Source organism: Xanthobacter versatilis (assembly GCF_043193975.1).
GTDB lineage: Bacteria > Pseudomonadota > Alphaproteobacteria > Rhizobiales > Xanthobacteraceae > Xanthobacter > Xanthobacter autotrophicus_E.
Map to the genome: position 1 here is coordinate 24,408 of NZ_JBAFVB010000015.1, position 15,068 is coordinate 39,475.

Genomic DNA, 15,068 nt, shown 5'->3' on the forward strand with positions numbered 1-15,068 from the left:
ATGCCCGATGCCGCCTTCGCCGCACAGCTTCCCGTCAGCGGACAACTCCTCGTGGCCCTCGGCGCGGTGGCGGTGCTTCTGGTTCTCGCCGGGCTCGGTGTGGCGACGGCGCGGCGTCCCGCGGGCCGGCCGCTCGTCTATGGCGGCGCGCTGGCGGTGACACTTTTGGCCGGTCTCTCCGCCCTTACCGCCATCGCGGCGCCGGCGGCTGGGATCGTGCTGCCCCTTGGCATTCCCTGGATCGGCGCCCACCTGCGGCTCGATGCGTTGTCGGCGGTCTTCCTCGCGGTGATCAATCTCGGCGGCGCGGCGGCGAGCCTCTATGGCCTCGGCTACGGGCGGCACGATCATGCGCCTGAACGGGTGCTGCCCTTCTTCCCGGCCTTCCTCGCCGGCATGAACATGGTGCTGCTGGCGGACGACGCCTACAGCTTCCTCCTGTCGTGGGAATTCATGTCGCTGGCGTCCTGGGCGCTGGTGGTGGCCCACGACAAGGAGGCGGGCAATGTGCGCGCCGGCCTCGTCTACATTCTCATGGCCTCGTTCGGCACGCTGGCGCTGATGCTGGCCTTTGGCCTGCTCGCCGCCGGCTCCGGGGGCGGCTATGCCTTCGATGCCATGCGCGAGGCGCCGCCCGTGGGCGCCTTCGCCGCGCTGGTGCTGGCGCTTGCGCTGCTGGGGGCGGGGTCCAAGGCGGGTCTGGTGCCGCTGCACGTCTGGCTGCCGCTGGCCCATCCCGCCGCGCCCAGCCACGTCTCCGCCCTCATGAGCGGGGTGATGACCAAGGTGGCGGTCTACGGCTTCATCCGCATCGTGTTTGATCTCTCCGGCCCGCCGGACTGGTGGTGGGGCATCCCGGTGCTGGGTGCCGGCGGCGTCGCGGCGGTCATCGGCGTGCTGCAGGCGCTGTTGCAGGGCGACACCAAGCGCGTGCTCGCCTATTCCACCATCGAGAATATCGGCCTCATTTTCATCGGCCTCGGGCTGGCGCTCGCCTTCTCGGCCAACGGATTTCCCACCGCCGCCGCGCTGGCGCTTACGGCGGCGCTGTTCCATGTGCTCAACCATGCGGCCATGAAGAGCCTGCTGTTCTTCGGTGCCGGCGCTGTGCTGACCGCCACCGGCACCCGGCAGATGGAGGAACTGGGCGGCCTCATCCACCGCATGCCCACCACCAGCGTGGTGATGCTGATCGGCTGCGCCGCCATCTCGGCCCTGCCGCCGCTCAATGGTTTTGCCTCCGAATGGCTGGTGTTCCAGGCGGTGCTGCTGAGCCCGGAGCTTCCGGTCTGGGGGCTGAAGCTGATGGTGCCGGCCGTGGGCGCGCTGATGGCGCTCGCCGCCGCGCTCGCCGCCGCCTGCTTCGTGCGGCTCTACGGCATCGCCTTCCTCGGCCGGCCGCGCAGCCCGAAGGCGAGCGAGGCCCACGAGGTGGACGCCTTCTCCCGTGCCGCCATGATAGCGCTTGCCGCCGTGTGCGTGGGCGCCGGCCTGCTGCCCGGCTTTGTCATCGATGTGCTGCAGCCGGCGGTGGGCGGCCTCGTGGGCCAGACCATGCCGGCGCAGGGCTCGGTGGCGTGGCTCTCCATCATCCCGGTGGCGGAGAGCCGCAGCTCCTACAACGGGCTGCTGGTCTTTGCCTTCACGGCACTGTCGGCGCTGCTGGCGGCCTTCGTCATCCACCGCTTCGCCTCGGGCGCGGTACGGCGGGCGCCGCCGTGGGATTGCGGCTTCCCCAATGCCAGCCCGCTGAGCCAGTATTCCGCCGCCTCCTTCGCCCAGCCCATCCGCCGGGTGTTCGCGCGCGGCCTGTTCGCGGCCCGCGAGAAGGTGGAGATGCCGCCCCCCGGCGCGCTCACGCCCGCACGGCTCTCCTCCAGTGCCCGCGATCCCGCCTGGGCCTTCCTGTTCCTGCCCCTGACGGCGGCGGTGGACTATGTGGCCGAGCGGGCGAACCGGCTGCAATACCTCACCATCCGCCAGTATCTGGGCCTGGTTTTTTCGGCCCTGGTGCTGCTGCTTCTGGTGCTCGCCCTATGGACCTGATGGCGCACATCCTGGTGCAGGGCACGCAGATGCTGCTCGTGCTCGCCCTCGCCCCGCTCCTCACCGGGCTGGTGCGCAAGGTGAAGGCGCGCCTCCAGCGCCGGCGCGGCGCCTCCGTGTTCCAGCCCTACCGCGACCTCGCCCGGCTGCTGCGCAAGGAGGCGGTGCTGGCGCAGAACGCCTCCTGGCTGTTCCGCGTGGTGCCTTATCTCGTGTTCGCGGCCACCTGGGTGGCGGCGGCGCTGGTGCCGACCTTCGCCACCGGGCTGATCTTTTCCTGGTCGGCGGACCTCATCGCCATCACCGCCCTCATCGGCTCGGCGCGCTTCTTCCTGGCGCTGGCCGGCATGGATGTGGGCACCAGCTTCGGCGGCCTCGGATCGAGCCGGGAGGTGATGATCTCCTCGCTGGCCGAGCCGGCCATGATCATGATCGTGTTCTCCCTGGCCCTCGTCGCCCATTCCACCCAGCTCTCCACCATCGCCTCGGTGATGCTGGCCGGCGTGGGCCTCAGGGTGTCGCTGGCGTTGGCGCTGGTGGCGCTGCTGATGGTGGCAGTGGCCGAGAACGGCCGCATCCCGGTGGACAATCCCTCCACCCATCTGGAGCTCACCATGGTGCATGAAGCCATGGTGCTGGAATATTCCGGCCGCCACCTGGCGCTGATCGAGCTGGCCGCGCAGCTGAAGCTGCTGCTGTTCCTTTCGCTTGTGGCCTGCGTGTTCGTGCCGTGGGGCCTCGCCCCGGCGGGAGCGGGTGTCGCCGGAATGGTGCTGGGGATGGCGACCTATGCCGGCAAGCTCGCCGTGGGTGGGCTGCTCCTCGCGGTGTTCGAGACCTCCATCGCCAAGATGCGGGTGTTCCGCGTGCCGGACTTCCTCGGCGCGGCGCTCATGCTCGGGCTGTTGGGAACGCTGCTGCTGTTCGTGTCGGGGATCCTGTGATGATCGAGCACGCCATCACCCCCAATCTCGTCTTCGACGTGTCCCACATGTTCGCGGGCGGGCTGGTGCTCATCTCCTTCCTGATGCTCTACCAGGACCGGCTTTATGCGCTGCTGAACGTGTTCGCCCTGCAGGCGGTGGCTCTGGCGCTGGCGGTGGCGTGGCAGGCCTACGCCCAGGACGCGCCGCATCTCTACGTCACGGCGGGCATCGCCCTGGTGTTCAAGGCGCTGGTGATCCCGGTGGCGCTGCATCGCATGGTGGCGCGGCTCGGCATCCATCGGCAGGTGGAGACGGTGGTGTCCATCGGCCCCACCATGCTGGCCGGCATCGCCCTCGTCGCCTTGTCCCTGGTGGTGATGCTGAAGGCTACCCCCGCCGCCGACGCGCTGGCGCGGGAAGACCTCGCCTTCGCCCTCTCGGTGGTGCTGCTGGGCCTGTTGATGATGGTGACGCGGCGCAACGCGGTCAGCCAGGTGGTCGGCTTCATGTCGCTGGAGAACGGCCTGATCCTCGCCGCCACGGGGGCCAAGGGCATGCCGCTGGTGGTGGAGATTTCGGTGGCCTTCTCCGTGCTCATCGCCTTCATTGTCATCGGCATCTTCCTGTTCCGCATCCGCGAGCGGTTCGACACCGTGGATGTGGACGCTCTCGACCGCTTCCGGGGAGGGCGCGCATGATCGCCTCCCTCGCCGCGCTGGCGTTCAATCCCGCGCCCGTCATCCTCACCATCCCGGCGGTGGCGGCGGTGCTGTTGGCGCTGGTCCCGTCCTATCGCGTCTCGGCAGCGCTCAATGTGGGCGCCTGCGCCCTGACGTTCCTCACCGCCCTGGCGCTGCTGGTGGCGCCGCGCATCGCCGGGCCGTTCCTCATCGTGGACGACCTCAACATCGTGTTCGTGGTGCTGAACACCTTCGTGGCCTTCACCACCAGCGTGTTCTCGGCGAGCTACATCGGCCACGAGCTGGAGACGGGGCGCCTGACGCCGCTGCACCTGCGCTTCTACCACGCCATGTATCAGGTGTTGCTGGCGGCCATGAACCTGGCGCTCGTCTCCAACAATCTCGGCGTCATGTGGGTGGCCATCGAGGTGGCGACCCTGACCACCGTGCTGATGGTGGGGCTTTATCGCACCGAGGCGGCCATCGAGGCGGCGTGGAAGTATTTCATGCTGGGCTCGGTGGGCATCGCGCTGGCCCTGTTCGGCACCATCCTCGTCTACATGGTGGCCCAGCCGGTGGTGGGCGAGGGACCGGACGGCATGATCTGGAGCGTGCTGATGAAGCGCGCACGGGATTTCGACCCGGCGCTGCTCAACGTCGCCTTCGTCTTCCTGCTGCTCGGCTATGGCACCAAGGTGGGCCTTGCCCCGCTCCATGCCTGGCTGCCCGATGCCCATTCGGAAGGCCCAACCCCCATCTCGGCGGTGCTGTCGGGGCTGCTGCTCAACGTGGCGCTCTATGCGGTGCTGCGCTTCAAGCTGCTGCTGGCGGCCCATCCCGGCACGCTGGCGCCGGGGCCGCTGATGATGGCCATGGGCCTCGCCTCGCTGCTGCTCGCCGGCTTCATGCTGTACCGGCGACGGGACATCAAGCGGCTGTTCGCCTATTCGTCCATCGAGCACATGGGCCTCATCGCCTTCGCCTTCGGGCTCGGCGGGCCGGTCGCCAATTTCGCCGGGCTGCTGCATATGACCATGCACAGCCTGACCAAGTCGGCCATCTTCTTCGCGGTGGGCCATGTGTGCCAGGTGAAGGGCACGCAGAAGCTTTCCGATATTCGCGGTCTCACCACCTCCCATCCGGCGCTGGGCTGGGGCCTCGTGGTGGCGGTGGCGGCTATTGCCGGCCTGCCGCCGGCCGGCGTGTTCATGAGCGAGTTCCTGCTGGTGACCTCCACCTTCGCGCACCGGCCGTGGCTCGCGCTGCCTCTGGTAGCGGGGCTGCTGCTGGCCTTCGGCGCACTGATGCTGAAGCTCTCCGGCATCGCCTTCGGCGCGCCCAGCCCGGGGAGCGACAAGGTGAAGGCGAGCCACCTGCCCATGACGGTGCATCTCGCCCTGGTGCTGGTGGCCGGGCTCTATCTGCCGCCGCCGCTGGTGGCGTGGTTCCGGCACGTGGCCGGGCTTCTGGGCTAGGGGCGCGCCATGCAAGCCTTCGCACAGCTTCTGGAAAACGGCCGCGCCGGTCCCTGCCGGCCCTTTCCGCGCGCCGAGCTGAGTGCAGAGCAGTGGACCGCCCTCGCCGGGCATCTGGCGGCGGGCGAGCTGGTGCTCATGGGCCTGTGGGGCGATGCGGGCGCCGTGCATATGGCGCTGCTGGACGAGGCATCCGGCCGGCTGGCCGTGGCGACCTTTGCCTGTGTTGGCGGCACCTTCCCCTCGGTGGCGCGCCATCACCCGCCGGCGGCGCGGCTGGAGCGCACCGTGCGCGACCTCTACGGCCTCGTGCCCGAGGGCGCACCCGACGAGCGCCCGTGGCTCGATCACGGCCGCTGGGGCACCCGCCATCCGCTGGGGGCGAACCTGCCGGCGGAGCCTGAGGGCGATGCCTATCTCTTCCTCGCGGCGGAAGGGGAGGGGCTGCACCAGATCCCGGTGGGGCCGGTGCATGCGGGCATCATCGAGCCCGGCCATTTCCGCTTCTCCTGCTACGGCGAGACGGTGGTGCGGCTGGAAGCCCGCCTCGGCTACGTGCACAAGGGCATCGAGCGCCTCATGGCCGGCGCGGACGTGGCGCAGGCGGCGCGGCTGGCCGGGCGCCAGTCCGGCGACAGCACTGTGGCCTATGCGCTGGCCTTCAGCCGCGCGGTAGAGGCGGCGCGCGGCGTCGTGGTGCCGGCGCGGGCTCATGCCTTGCGCGGGGTGATGGCGGAGCTGGAGCGCCTTGCCAACCATCTCGGCGACATCGGCGCCATCTGCAACGATGCCGCCTTCGCGCTGATGCTGGCCCATTGCGGCGTGCTGCGCGAGAAGGTGCTGCGGGTCTGCGCCCGCGCCTTCGGCCATCGGCTGATGATGGATGGCGTCATCCCCGGCGGGGTGGCGGGGGATCTGGCGCGGGACGGTGTCTCGGCCATCCGCGTGCTGGTGTCCGAGGTGCGCGCCGCCTTCCCGGCGCTGGTGGAGCTTTACGACAACACCGCCTCGCTGCAGGACCGCACCGTGGGCACCGGCTTCACCCGGCCGGATTATGTACGCCAATTCGGCGCCGGCGGCTTCGTGGGCCGCGCCTCCGGCCGGCCCTTCGACGCACGGCGGGCGCTCGCCTATCCGCCGTATGATCGCCTGCCGTTCGAGGTGGTGGTGCGGTCCGAGGGCGACGTGAACGCGCGCATCTGGGTGCGCATCCGCGAGGTGGAGCAGAGCCTTGGCCTCATCGTGCGCCTGCTCGACACCCTGCCGGACGGTCCGGTCGCGGTGGAGGTTCCGGCGGGTCCCGGAGAGGGCCTCGCGGTGGTGGAAGGCTTCCGCGGCGACGTACTGGCCTTCGTGGCGCTGGAGGCGGACGGGAGGGTGCGGCGGGCGCATCTGCGTGACCCGTCCTGGTTCCAGTGGCCGCTGCTGGAAACCGCCATCGAGGGCAACATCGTCGCCGACTTCCCCCTCTGCAACAAATCCTTCAACTGCTCCTATTCGGGCGTGGATCTTTAAGGGGCGGCCATGCGCAAGCTTCTCCTCCAAGGGCTTTTGAAAGCCCCCCTCACGGAGGCCGCCCCCGAGGACGCGGCGGTGGAAAAGCTCGCCGCCGAGCTGAAGGCGGCGGCGCGCGCGCGGCTCGGGCGCAGCCTGTCCATCCGCGAGGTGGATGCCGGCTCATGCAACGGCTGCGAGCTGGAAATCCATGCGCTGGGCAATGCCTTCTACGACCTGGAGCGCTTCGGCCTGCATGTGGTCGCCTCGCCCCGCCATGCGGACGTGCTGCTGGTGACCGGGCCGGTGGCGAAGAACATGGCCGAGGCGCTGAAGCGCACCTATGACGCGACGCCGTCGCCGAAATGGGTGGTGGCGGCCGGCGATTGCGCCATCAACGGCGGCATCTTCGCCGGCAGCTCTGCCTGCGCTGGCGGCGTGGAGGCCATCGTGCCGGTGGACCTGAGGATCCCCGGCTGCCCGCCGACGCCGGTGGCGCTCCTGAGCGGCCTCCTCGCTTTGCTGCGGGCCGGCAAGGGCTGAGGCCGAGCCGCGTTCAGCCGGCGCGCAGGCCGTCGTTGGCGTCGGCATCGGCGCCCGGCGGACGAGCGTCGATGGAGCGCAGCAGGGTGGCGCGCGCGGTGCGCAGATGGGCGCGGCAGCGCAGGTCGATGAGGCGCACGTCGCGGCTGCGCAGGGCGGCGATATAGGCCAAATGCTCGTGGATCGCGGCGGTGTTGCGTTCCTTCTCGTCTACCTTGTTCCACTGGTAATGGTAGTGGAAGATCATGGAAATCACGTCGTAGAAATCGCGCATGAAGCGGTTGAGCGAGGCTTCGTGGATGAGCCGGTGCAGCCGCTCGTCGAGGCGTGAGAAATCGCGGTAGCGGGTGTCGATCTCGGCCATGAGCGTGTGGTGTTCCCGCTCGATGGCGGCCAGCTCCTGCCACGCCGGCGCATCGTCCGGCAGGCTGGCGAACCGGTGCGCCGAGCGCAGCTCGAAGATCTCCCGGATTTCATAGATCTCGGTGGCGAATGCTGCGGTGATGCCGTTGAACACCCACGCGCTGTTGGGGCGCCGCTCGATCAACCCGAAATGATTGAAGTGGGTCAAGTATTCGCGGATGGCGGTGGTCGATGTATTGAACTTGCGCGCCAGCTCCGCGCAATGGATGAGCTGGCCCGGCCGCAGGTCGCCGTGCAGCACCCACTGCATGAACTGGCGCTCCACGCTGGTGCGGGCGGATTCGGTCTGCGGCTCGGGGAAGCGGTCGCCCGCCACGGGATGGCGCGCCAGCCGCCGACGCCCTTCGGATGCCGTGACGAGGCCGGTCTCGCTCATCAGGGCCAGCACCGCGCGCACCGTGGTGCGGCTCACCCCCAGGGTTTGCGCCAGCTGGGTCTCGGAGGTCATGGGGGCGCCCAGTGGAAGTCCGCCCAGCAGGTCCAGACTGCGGTTGTAGGTGCGCTTGAACAGGCTGTTGCCCCGCATGGTTCGCCGTCTCCCACCCCGTCCCAGGACAGTCTCGCTCGGGTCGGATGTATTTTATTACATAAAAAACTGTTTGACTTCACCGGCGCAGAATGGATTTTCATACGTAACTAGACAAGAGAAAAACGAGGGAGGAAGGCAGATGAGCCATGGTCGGCTGCCGTGGCCGCATGCCCTGCCGGAGCTTCCTCGCGCTGGATCTAAAAGGATTTACGCGTGAGCGGACGTATCATCCAGTTCGGCACCAGCCGGTTTCTCCAGGCCCATGTGGACCTGTTCGTCCATGAGGCGCGACAGGCCGGGCAGGCGATCGGCCCCATCTGCATCGTGCAGGCCTCCGGCGCGGCGGACCGGGCCGGACGCGTCGCCGCCTTCGGTCGGCCCGGCGGCTATCCGGTGATCATCCGTGGCATCGAGAAGGGGGAGCGCATCGAGCGCCGCATCGATGTCACCAGCGTCGATCGCGGCCTTGCCGCCGCGCAGGACTGGCAGGCCCTGTCCGACCTGTTCGCCAACGATGCGGACATCATCGTCTCCAATACCGCCGATGCGGGCTACGAGATCGCCGCCGGCGATCGCGGCCCGGCGCTGCTGGCCGGTGGCGTGCCCGTGTCGTTTCCCGGCAAGCTCACGGCGCTGCTCCATCGCCGCTGGCGCCAGACCGGGCGCGGGCTCACCGTGCTGCCGTGCGAACTCATCAACCGCAACGGCCGGGTGCTCAGCGCCGCGGTCGCCTCGCTCGCCCGCGAGGCGGGGGCGCCGGAGGCTTTTCTCGCGTGGCTTGAGGCCAAGGTGATCTTCGCCGACACGCTGGTGGACCGCATCGTCTCGCAGGCGCTCGAGCCTATCGGCGCCGTTGCGGAGCCCTATGCGCTCTGGGTGATCGAGCGCCGGCCGGGACTTGAGCTGCCGTTCACCCATCCGAGCGTGGTGCTGGCGGACGACCTGGAGCCGTTCGAGCGGCTGAAGCTGCATATCCTCAACCTGGGCCACACGGTGCTTGCCGACATCTGGCGCTCCGAGCGGCGGGATCCGGGCGAGACGGTGCGGGAGATCCTCGCCGATGCCGACGTGCGCGGCCGTCTCGACGACGTGTACCGCCATGAAGTGCTGCCGGGATTTGCCGCCCACGGCATGGGCGAGGAGGCGCAGCGCTATGTGGCCACCACGCTGGAGCGCTTCCTCAACCCGTTCCTCGACCACCGCATCGCCGACATCGCCCAGAACCACGCCACCAAGGTGGACCGGCGCATCTCCGCCTTCCTGTCCTGGTGGGCGGAGGCTGGGGCCGTGGGTGCCACCCCGACCCTCGACGTGGTGATCGCGCGGCGGCAGTTCCAGCCTCAGACCGAGCGGAGCGAGGCATGACCTACCAGTTCGATTTCGCGGCGCTCCTGCCCTATTGGCGCGAGTTCGCCATGGGGGTGTGGCTGACGCTGCAATTGTCCTTCGTCGCCACGGTGCTGGGCTTCGTGCTCGGCACCCTGTGCGCCATCGGCCGCTCCGATGGGGCGCCCTGGGTGAAGGCGCTGGTGGCCTGCTATGTGGAGGTGATCCGCAACACGCCGCTGCTGGTGCAGATCTTCATCATCTATTTCGGCATCGCGACCCTCGGCCTCCATGTGGATGCCAATGTGGCGGCGGTGCTGGCGCTGGTGGTGAACGTCGGCGCCTATACCAGCGAGATCGTGCGCGCCGGCCTTGAATCCATCCACAAGTCGCAGCTGGAGGCGGCCGAATGCCTCGGCCTCAGCCGGCCGCAGACCTACTGGCACGTGATCGTGCGGCCGGCCATTGAGCGGGTCTATCCCGCCCTCACCAGCCAGTATGTCCTCTTGATGCTGGCCTCCTCCATCACCTCGCAGATCTCGGCGGAAGAACTGACGGCGGTGGCCAACCGTATCCAGTCCGACACCTTCCGCAGCTTCGAGACCTACATCGTGGTGGGCGTGCTCTACCTCGCCTTGTCGTTCGTGGTGCGCATCGCCTTCTGGCTGTTTGGCCTCGTGGTCTTCGTGCGCCGGCGCAAGCTCGGCACGGCGCTCTGAGGGGGAACGAAAATGCCAACCTTCACCCTCATCCACTTCCAGTTCCTGTGCTGGGCGGCACTGTGGACCGTCGGCCTGTCGGCCATCGCCTTCGTGGGCGGCGGGCTCGTGGGCTTCGGCGTCGCCCTCGCCCGCATCTCCTCCACGCGCTGGGTGCGCATCCTCGCCACCGCCTATATCCAGGTGGTACAGGGCACGCCGCTGCTCATCTTGCTCTTCCTGTTCTACTTCGGAATCGCCATCGCAGGCTTCAAGGAAGTGCCGGCCATCCTCGCCGCCGGCCTCGGCCTCACCATCTATTCATCAGGCTTTCTTGCCGAAATCTGGCGCGGTTGCATCGAGAGCGTGCCCAAGACCCAGTGGGAGGCGGCCGAATGCCTTTCGCTCAGCCGCTGGCAGCGCCTGACCCGCGTGATCCTGCCCCAGGCCATGCGCATCGCCACCGCGCCCACGGTCGGCTTCCTGGTGCAGATCGTGAAGAATACCTCGCTTGCCTCCGTGGTGGGCTTCGTGGAGCTGTCGCAGGCGGGCAAGCTTGTCAACAATTCCATCTTCGAGCCGTTCACCATCTTCATGGTGGTGGCCGCCATCTACTTCGTCCTCTGCTATCCGCTCTCGACCTGGAGCCGCAGTCTCGAAAGGAAGCTCAATGTCGGCCGTCGTTAGTCTGACCAACGTGGAAAAGAGCTTCGGCGCGGTGAAGGTGCTGAATGGCGTCTCCTTCGAGGTGGCGCGCGGCGAGGTGGCGGCGGTCATCGGCCAGTCCGGCTCCGGCAAGTCCACGGCGCTGCGCTGCATCAACGCGCTCGAAACCATCGAGGGCGGCCAGATCATGGTGTGCGGCCATGCCGTGCACGACCCCAAGCTCGACAAGAAGACCCTGCGCCGCGACGTGGGCATCGTGTTCCAGAGCTACAATCTGTTCCCTCACCTGACGGCCGAGCAGAACATCATGCTCGCCCCCACCTGCGTGAAGGGCATCGTCAAGACCGCGGCGCGCGACCTTGCCCGTGAGGTGCTGGCCCGCGTCGGCCTTGAGGCCAAGGCGGACCATTATCCAGAGCAATTGTCCGGCGGCCAGCAGCAGCGGGTGGCCATCGCCCGCTCGCTGGCCATGCAGCCCAAGCTGATGCTGTTCGACGAGGTCACCTCCGCCCTCGATCCCCAGCTCACCGGCGAGGTGCTGAAGGTGATGGAGGATCTCGCCCGCGGCGGCATGACCATGATCCTCGTGACCCACGAGATGGCCTTCGCCCGCAAGGTGGCCTCCAAGGTCATCTACATGCACCAGGGCACGGTCTGGGAAACCGGCCCCGGCGCCATGCTCGACGATCCGAAGACGCCGGAGCTGCGCGCTTTCGTCGGCAGCGGGCTCTGATCCCCGCTGTCTTCGCCAGACCACCAGAACACTGCAACACAAAGAAGGGTTGGAAACATGGAGCGTATGACCATCAATCGCCGCGCCTTCCTCGTCGGCGCCACCGGGCTCGCGGTGGCGGGCAGCCTTGCCCTGCCGGCCTTCGCCGACACGCTGGAAGAGATCAAGAAGCGCAACAAGATCCTGATCGCCGTGGACCTCGGCTCCCCGCCCTTCGGCATGACCGACGGCAACATGCAGCCCACCGGATCGGACGTGGAGAGCGCGAAGCTGTTCGCCGCCGAGCTGGGCGTTCCACTGGAGATCGTGCAGGTCACCAGCCCCAACCGCATCCCGTTCCTGCTCACCGGCAAGGCCGACATGGTGATGGCCTCCTTCAGCGTCACCGACGAGCGCAAGAAGGTGATCGATTTCTCCGATCCCTACGGTGTGATCCAGATCGTGGTGGCCGGGCCGAAGAACGTCGCCATCAAGGACATCAAGGACCTGGTGGGCAAGCGCCTCGGCACCACCCGCGGCTCCTCCAACGACAAGGAAGCCACCACCCAGGCGCAGGGCGCCGAGATGGTGCGCTTCGACGATGATGCCACCCTCATCACCGCGCTGGTGTCGGGCCAGGTGAACCTCATGGCCTCCTCGCCGCAGGTGATGCAGGCGGTGAATGCCCGCCGCCCCAACGATCCGCTGGAAGTGAAGCTGGTGCTCAAGACCAACCCCTATGCGGTGGGTCTGCGCAAGGGCGACGACGCCCTGCGCGATGCGGTCAACAAGGTGATCGCCGCCAACCTCAAGAACGGCAAGCTGAACGAGATCTACACCCGCTACAACGGCACCTCGCTCCCCGAAGAGATGCTGAAGTGAGGCTTCTGGCGGCCCGGTTGATCCGGGCCGCTTCCTGCGGCTGGTCTTGAGGCAGGGCCGCATTTTTCAGGAAAGAATTGGACGATGAAGGCATTACTCTGCGAAGAACCGGGTCGCCTGTCGGTCATCAGCCGGCCCGTGCCGGTGCCCGCCGCCGGCGAGGTGCTGGTGCGCATCCGCCGCGTGGGCGTGTGCGGCACCGACTTCCACATCTTCCAGGGCAAGCACCCCTTCCTCGAATATCCCCGCGTCATGGGCCACGAATTGTCGGGCACCGTCGAGGCAGCGCCCGAGGGCAGCCGCCTGAAGACCGGCGAGAACGTCTACATCGTGCCCTACCTCTCCTGCGGAAAGTGCGTGGCCTGCCGCAAGGGCGTGACCAATGCCTGCCAGAACATCGCGGTGCTGGGCGTCCACAAGGACGGCGGCATGGCGGAATTCCTCTGCGTGCCCGAGGGCAATGTGGTGCCCACCGGCACCGCTTCCCTCGACGACGCGGCCATGATCGAGTTCCTCGCCATCGGCGCCCATGGCGTCAAGCGCGGCCAGATCACGGCTGAGGACAAGGTGCTGGTGGTGGGCTCCGGGCCCATCGGCATGTCCGCCATCATCTTCGCCAAGGCGCGGGGCGCTGAGGTCTCGGTGATGGACATGCGCGAGGATCGCCTCGCCTTCACCAGGGACATGCTGGGCGCCGACCATCTGGTGACGGCGGATGCCGGCGCCGAAGAGGTCGCCAGGCGCATCACCCAGGGCGATTTCTACGATGTGGTGATCGACGCCACCGGCAATGCGGGAGCCATGCAGCGCGGCTTCGGCTTCATCGCCCATGGCGGGCGCTATGTGCTGGTCAGCGTGGTGCGGCAGGACATCACCTTCTCCGATCCCGAGTTCCACAAGCGCGAGACCACGCTTTACGCCAGCCGCAACGCCCAGCCCGATGATTTCGCGGAAGTGGTGCGCCAGATGGAGGCCGGCCGCGTGCCGACGCGCGCGCTCAACACCCATCGCGGCGCCCTCGGCGATGCGCCCGGGCTGTTCCAGGACTGGCTGAGGCCAGAGGCCGGCGTCATCAAGGCGATTCTGGAGGTCTGACGCATCATGGCCGACCCGCGCACTCTGCGTCTCAACGCGGCGGACAATGTCCTCATCGCCATCGATACCGTCCCGCAGGGTGCGGCGCTGCCCGGAGGCCTCACCGCCACGCGCACCGTGCCGCGTGGCCACAAGATCGCCTGCGCGCCCATCCCTGCGGGGGCGCCGGTGCGCAAGTTCGGGCAGGTCATCGCCTTCGCCGGCGTGGACATCGCTCCCGGCGACTGGGTGCACGAGCACAATGTGATGCTCAAGGATTTCGAGCGCGACTATGCCTTCGCCTCCGAGGCGCGGCCGCTCGAAACCCTGTTGCCCGGCGAGACGCCCGCCACCTTCGAGGGCTTCCGCCGGCCCGACGGGCGGGCCGGCACGCGCAACTATATCGGCATCCTCAGCTCGGTGAACTGCTCGGCGACGGTGGCGGATTTCGTCGCCGACGAGGTGGCGCGCTCCGGCATCCTTGCGGACTATCCCAACATCGACGGGGTGGTGCCCTTCACCCACGGCACCGGCTGTGGCATGGGCTCGAAGGGCGAGGAATTCGACATCCTCGCCCGCACCCAATGGGGCTATGCCAGCCATCCCAATTTCGCCGCGGTGCTCGTCATCGGCCTCGGCTGCGAGGTGTTCCAGATCCCGCGCCTCAAGGAGGCCTACGGCATCACAGAGGGCGACCATTTCCAGAGTCTGGTGATCCAGGAATCCGGCGGCACCCGCAAGTCGGTGGCGCGGGGCGTGGACAAGATCAAGGACATGCTCGCCTTCGCCAACGCGTCGCGGCGCGAGACGGTGGCGGCGTCCGAGCTATCCCTCGCGCTTCAGTGCGGCGGGTCGGACGGTTATTCCGGCCTCACCGCCAACCCGGCGCTGGGGGCGGCGGTGGACATGCTGGTGCGCCAGGGCGGCACCGCCATCCTCTCCGAAACCCCTGAAATCTATGGCGCCGAGCACCTCTTGACCCGCCGTGCCGAAAGCGAGGAAGTGGGCCGCAAGATCGTCGATCTCATCGACTGGTGGCGGGCCTATGCGGCGCGGGCCGGCGGCGAGCTGAACAACAATCCCTCCCCCGGCAACAAGGCGGGCGGGCTCACCACCATCCTTGAGAAGTCGCTGGGCGCGGTGGCCAAGGGCGGCACCTCCACCCTGCGCGGCGTCTATCGCTATGCCGAGCGCATCGACCGCAAGGGCTTCGTCTATATGGACACGCCCGGCTACGATCCGGTGGCGGCCACGGGGCAGGTGGCGGGCGGGGCTAATGTCTTGTGCTTCACCACCGGGCGCGGCTCGGCCTATGGCTGCAAGCCCACGCCCTCCATCAAGCTGGCCACCAACACCGACCTCTATCGCCGGATGGAGGACGATATGGACATCAATTGCGGCGACGTGCTCGACGGCGTCAGCATCGAGGAGAAGGGGCGGGAGATCTTTTCCACCATCCTCGACGTGGCCTCGGGCACCAAGTCCAAGTCGGAGCTCCTGGGCTACGGCCGCAACGAGTTCGTGCCCTGGCAGATCGGCGCCGTCATGTGAGGCGGGACGGGTGGGCGCCCCTCTGGTGGGGCCCCACCCGTGG

General features: G+C 68.1%; 14 protein-coding genes. 13 read left to right on the forward strand and 1 reads right to left on the reverse strand.

The annotated features are described in order from the left end of the window. The 6 genes from hyfB to V5F66_RS21070 are packed head-to-tail and all read left to right on the forward strand — an operon-like array spanning position 1 to position 7,164. The gene (hyfB, locus tag V5F66_RS21045) at positions 1-2,046 is read left to right on the forward strand and encodes a hydrogenase 4 subunit B (protein WP_394094661.1); all 2,046 of its coding nucleotides are present in this window, start codon (positions 1-3) and stop codon (positions 2,044-2,046) included. Beyond that, positions 2,037-2,990: a respiratory chain complex I subunit 1 family protein gene (locus tag V5F66_RS21050; protein WP_394052909.1), complete on the forward strand. Its 954-nt coding sequence runs from the start codon at positions 2,037-2,039 to the stop codon at positions 2,988-2,990. The genes hyfB and V5F66_RS21050 overlap by 10 nt, the downstream gene beginning before the upstream one ends. Further along, positions 2,990-3,670 carry a hydrogenase-4 component E gene (locus tag V5F66_RS21055; RefSeq protein WP_393999772.1) on the forward strand — a complete coding sequence of 227 codons (681 nt, stop codon included), beginning with the start codon at positions 2,990-2,992 and terminating at the stop codon, positions 3,668-3,670. Before V5F66_RS21050 ends, V5F66_RS21055 begins: the two co-directional genes overlap by 1 nt. Next, a complete protein-coding gene (locus V5F66_RS21060) occupies positions 3,667-5,127 on the forward strand; it encodes a hydrogenase 4 subunit F (RefSeq protein WP_394094662.1) in 1,461 nt (486 codons plus the stop codon). The genes V5F66_RS21055 and V5F66_RS21060 overlap by 4 nt, the downstream gene beginning before the upstream one ends. A 9-nt stretch (positions 5,128-5,136) precedes the next feature. Continuing rightward, on the forward strand, positions 5,137-6,642 hold the full coding sequence (locus V5F66_RS21065) for a hydrogenase large subunit (RefSeq protein WP_394094663.1): 1,506 nt from the start codon (positions 5,137-5,139) through the stop codon (positions 6,640-6,642). Between the two features lie 9 nt (positions 6,643-6,651). Beyond that, positions 6,652-7,164: an NADH-quinone oxidoreductase subunit B family protein gene (locus tag V5F66_RS21070; protein ID WP_011995849.1), complete on the forward strand. Its 513-nt coding sequence runs from the start codon at positions 6,652-6,654 to the stop codon at positions 7,162-7,164. Between the two features lie 13 nt (positions 7,165-7,177). Here the strand turns inward: V5F66_RS21070 and V5F66_RS21075 are convergent, their stop codons facing one another. Continuing rightward, the gene (locus V5F66_RS21075) at positions 7,178-8,113 is read right to left on the reverse strand and encodes a GntR family transcriptional regulator (RefSeq protein ID WP_394094664.1); all 936 of its coding nucleotides are present in this window, start codon (positions 8,111-8,113) and stop codon (positions 7,178-7,180) included. Between the two features lie 216 nt (positions 8,114-8,329). On the opposite strand from V5F66_RS21075, the gene V5F66_RS21080 reads away from it, so the two are divergent. From V5F66_RS21080 to V5F66_RS21110, 7 genes are all read left to right on the forward strand, one after another. Further along, on the forward strand, positions 8,330-9,481 hold the full coding sequence (locus V5F66_RS21080; RefSeq protein WP_394094665.1) for a mannitol dehydrogenase family protein: 1,152 nt from the start codon (positions 8,330-8,332) through the stop codon (positions 9,479-9,481). Continuing rightward, complete coding sequence (locus tag V5F66_RS21085; RefSeq protein WP_011995852.1) at positions 9,478-10,161, forward strand: amino acid ABC transporter permease; 684 nt, start codon at positions 9,478-9,480, stop codon at positions 10,159-10,161. Before V5F66_RS21080 ends, V5F66_RS21085 begins: the two co-directional genes overlap by 4 nt. Before the next feature lie 12 nt (positions 10,162-10,173). Further along, complete coding sequence (locus V5F66_RS21090; protein WP_011995853.1) at positions 10,174-10,827, forward strand: amino acid ABC transporter permease; 654 nt, start codon at positions 10,174-10,176, stop codon at positions 10,825-10,827. Beyond that, complete coding sequence (locus tag V5F66_RS21095; protein ID WP_394094666.1) at positions 10,811-11,539, forward strand: amino acid ABC transporter ATP-binding protein; 729 nt, start codon at positions 10,811-10,813, stop codon at positions 11,537-11,539. The genes V5F66_RS21090 and V5F66_RS21095 overlap by 17 nt, the downstream gene beginning before the upstream one ends. A gap of 66 nt (positions 11,540-11,605) precedes the next feature. Further along, positions 11,606-12,400 carry a transporter substrate-binding domain-containing protein gene (locus V5F66_RS21100; RefSeq protein WP_394052897.1) on the forward strand — a complete coding sequence of 265 codons (795 nt, stop codon included), beginning with the start codon at positions 11,606-11,608 and terminating at the stop codon, positions 12,398-12,400. 84 nt (positions 12,401-12,484) lie between these two features. Then, positions 12,485-13,495 (forward strand): zinc-binding alcohol dehydrogenase family protein, encoded by a 1,011-nt coding sequence (locus V5F66_RS21105; RefSeq protein ID WP_394094667.1) that lies wholly within the window; start codon positions 12,485-12,487, stop codon positions 13,493-13,495. Positions 13,496-13,501: 6 nt separating this feature from the next. Continuing rightward, positions 13,502-15,025, forward strand: a complete 1,524-nt coding sequence (locus V5F66_RS21110) for a UxaA family hydrolase (protein WP_394052895.1) — start codon at positions 13,502-13,504, stop codon at positions 15,023-15,025. The last annotated feature ends 43 nt before the right edge of the window (positions 15,026-15,068 follow it).

Bases quoted from the DNA above. Each gene is read 5' to 3' on its own strand.
- hyfB (WP_394094661.1), top strand. From the start codon at position 1: ATGCCCGATGCCGCCTTCGCCGCACAGCTTCCCGTCAGCGGACAACTC.
- V5F66_RS21050 (WP_394052909.1), top strand. From the start codon at position 2,037: ATGGACCTGATGGCGCACATCCTGGTGCAGGGCACGCAGATGCTGCTC.
- V5F66_RS21055 (WP_393999772.1), top strand. From the start codon at position 2,990: ATGATCGAGCACGCCATCACCCCCAATCTCGTCTTCGACGTGTCCCAC.
- V5F66_RS21060 (WP_394094662.1), top strand. From the start codon at position 3,667: ATGATCGCCTCCCTCGCCGCGCTGGCGTTCAATCCCGCGCCCGTCATC.
- V5F66_RS21065 (WP_394094663.1), top strand. From the start codon at position 5,137: ATGCAAGCCTTCGCACAGCTTCTGGAAAACGGCCGCGCCGGTCCCTGC.
- V5F66_RS21070 (WP_011995849.1), top strand. From the start codon at position 6,652: ATGCGCAAGCTTCTCCTCCAAGGGCTTTTGAAAGCCCCCCTCACGGAG.
- V5F66_RS21075 (WP_394094664.1), bottom strand. From the start codon at position 8,113: ATGCGGGGCAACAGCCTGTTCAAGCGCACCTACAACCGCAGTCTGGAC.
- V5F66_RS21085 (WP_011995852.1), top strand. From the start codon at position 9,478: ATGACCTACCAGTTCGATTTCGCGGCGCTCCTGCCCTATTGGCGCGAG.
- V5F66_RS21090 (WP_011995853.1), top strand. From the start codon at position 10,174: ATGCCAACCTTCACCCTCATCCACTTCCAGTTCCTGTGCTGGGCGGCA.
- V5F66_RS21095 (WP_394094666.1), top strand. From the start codon at position 10,811: ATGTCGGCCGTCGTTAGTCTGACCAACGTGGAAAAGAGCTTCGGCGCG.
- V5F66_RS21100 (WP_394052897.1), top strand. From the start codon at position 11,606: ATGACCATCAATCGCCGCGCCTTCCTCGTCGGCGCCACCGGGCTCGCG.
- V5F66_RS21105 (WP_394094667.1), top strand. From the start codon at position 12,485: ATGAAGGCATTACTCTGCGAAGAACCGGGTCGCCTGTCGGTCATCAGC.
- V5F66_RS21110 (WP_394052895.1), top strand. From the start codon at position 13,502: ATGGCCGACCCGCGCACTCTGCGTCTCAACGCGGCGGACAATGTCCTC.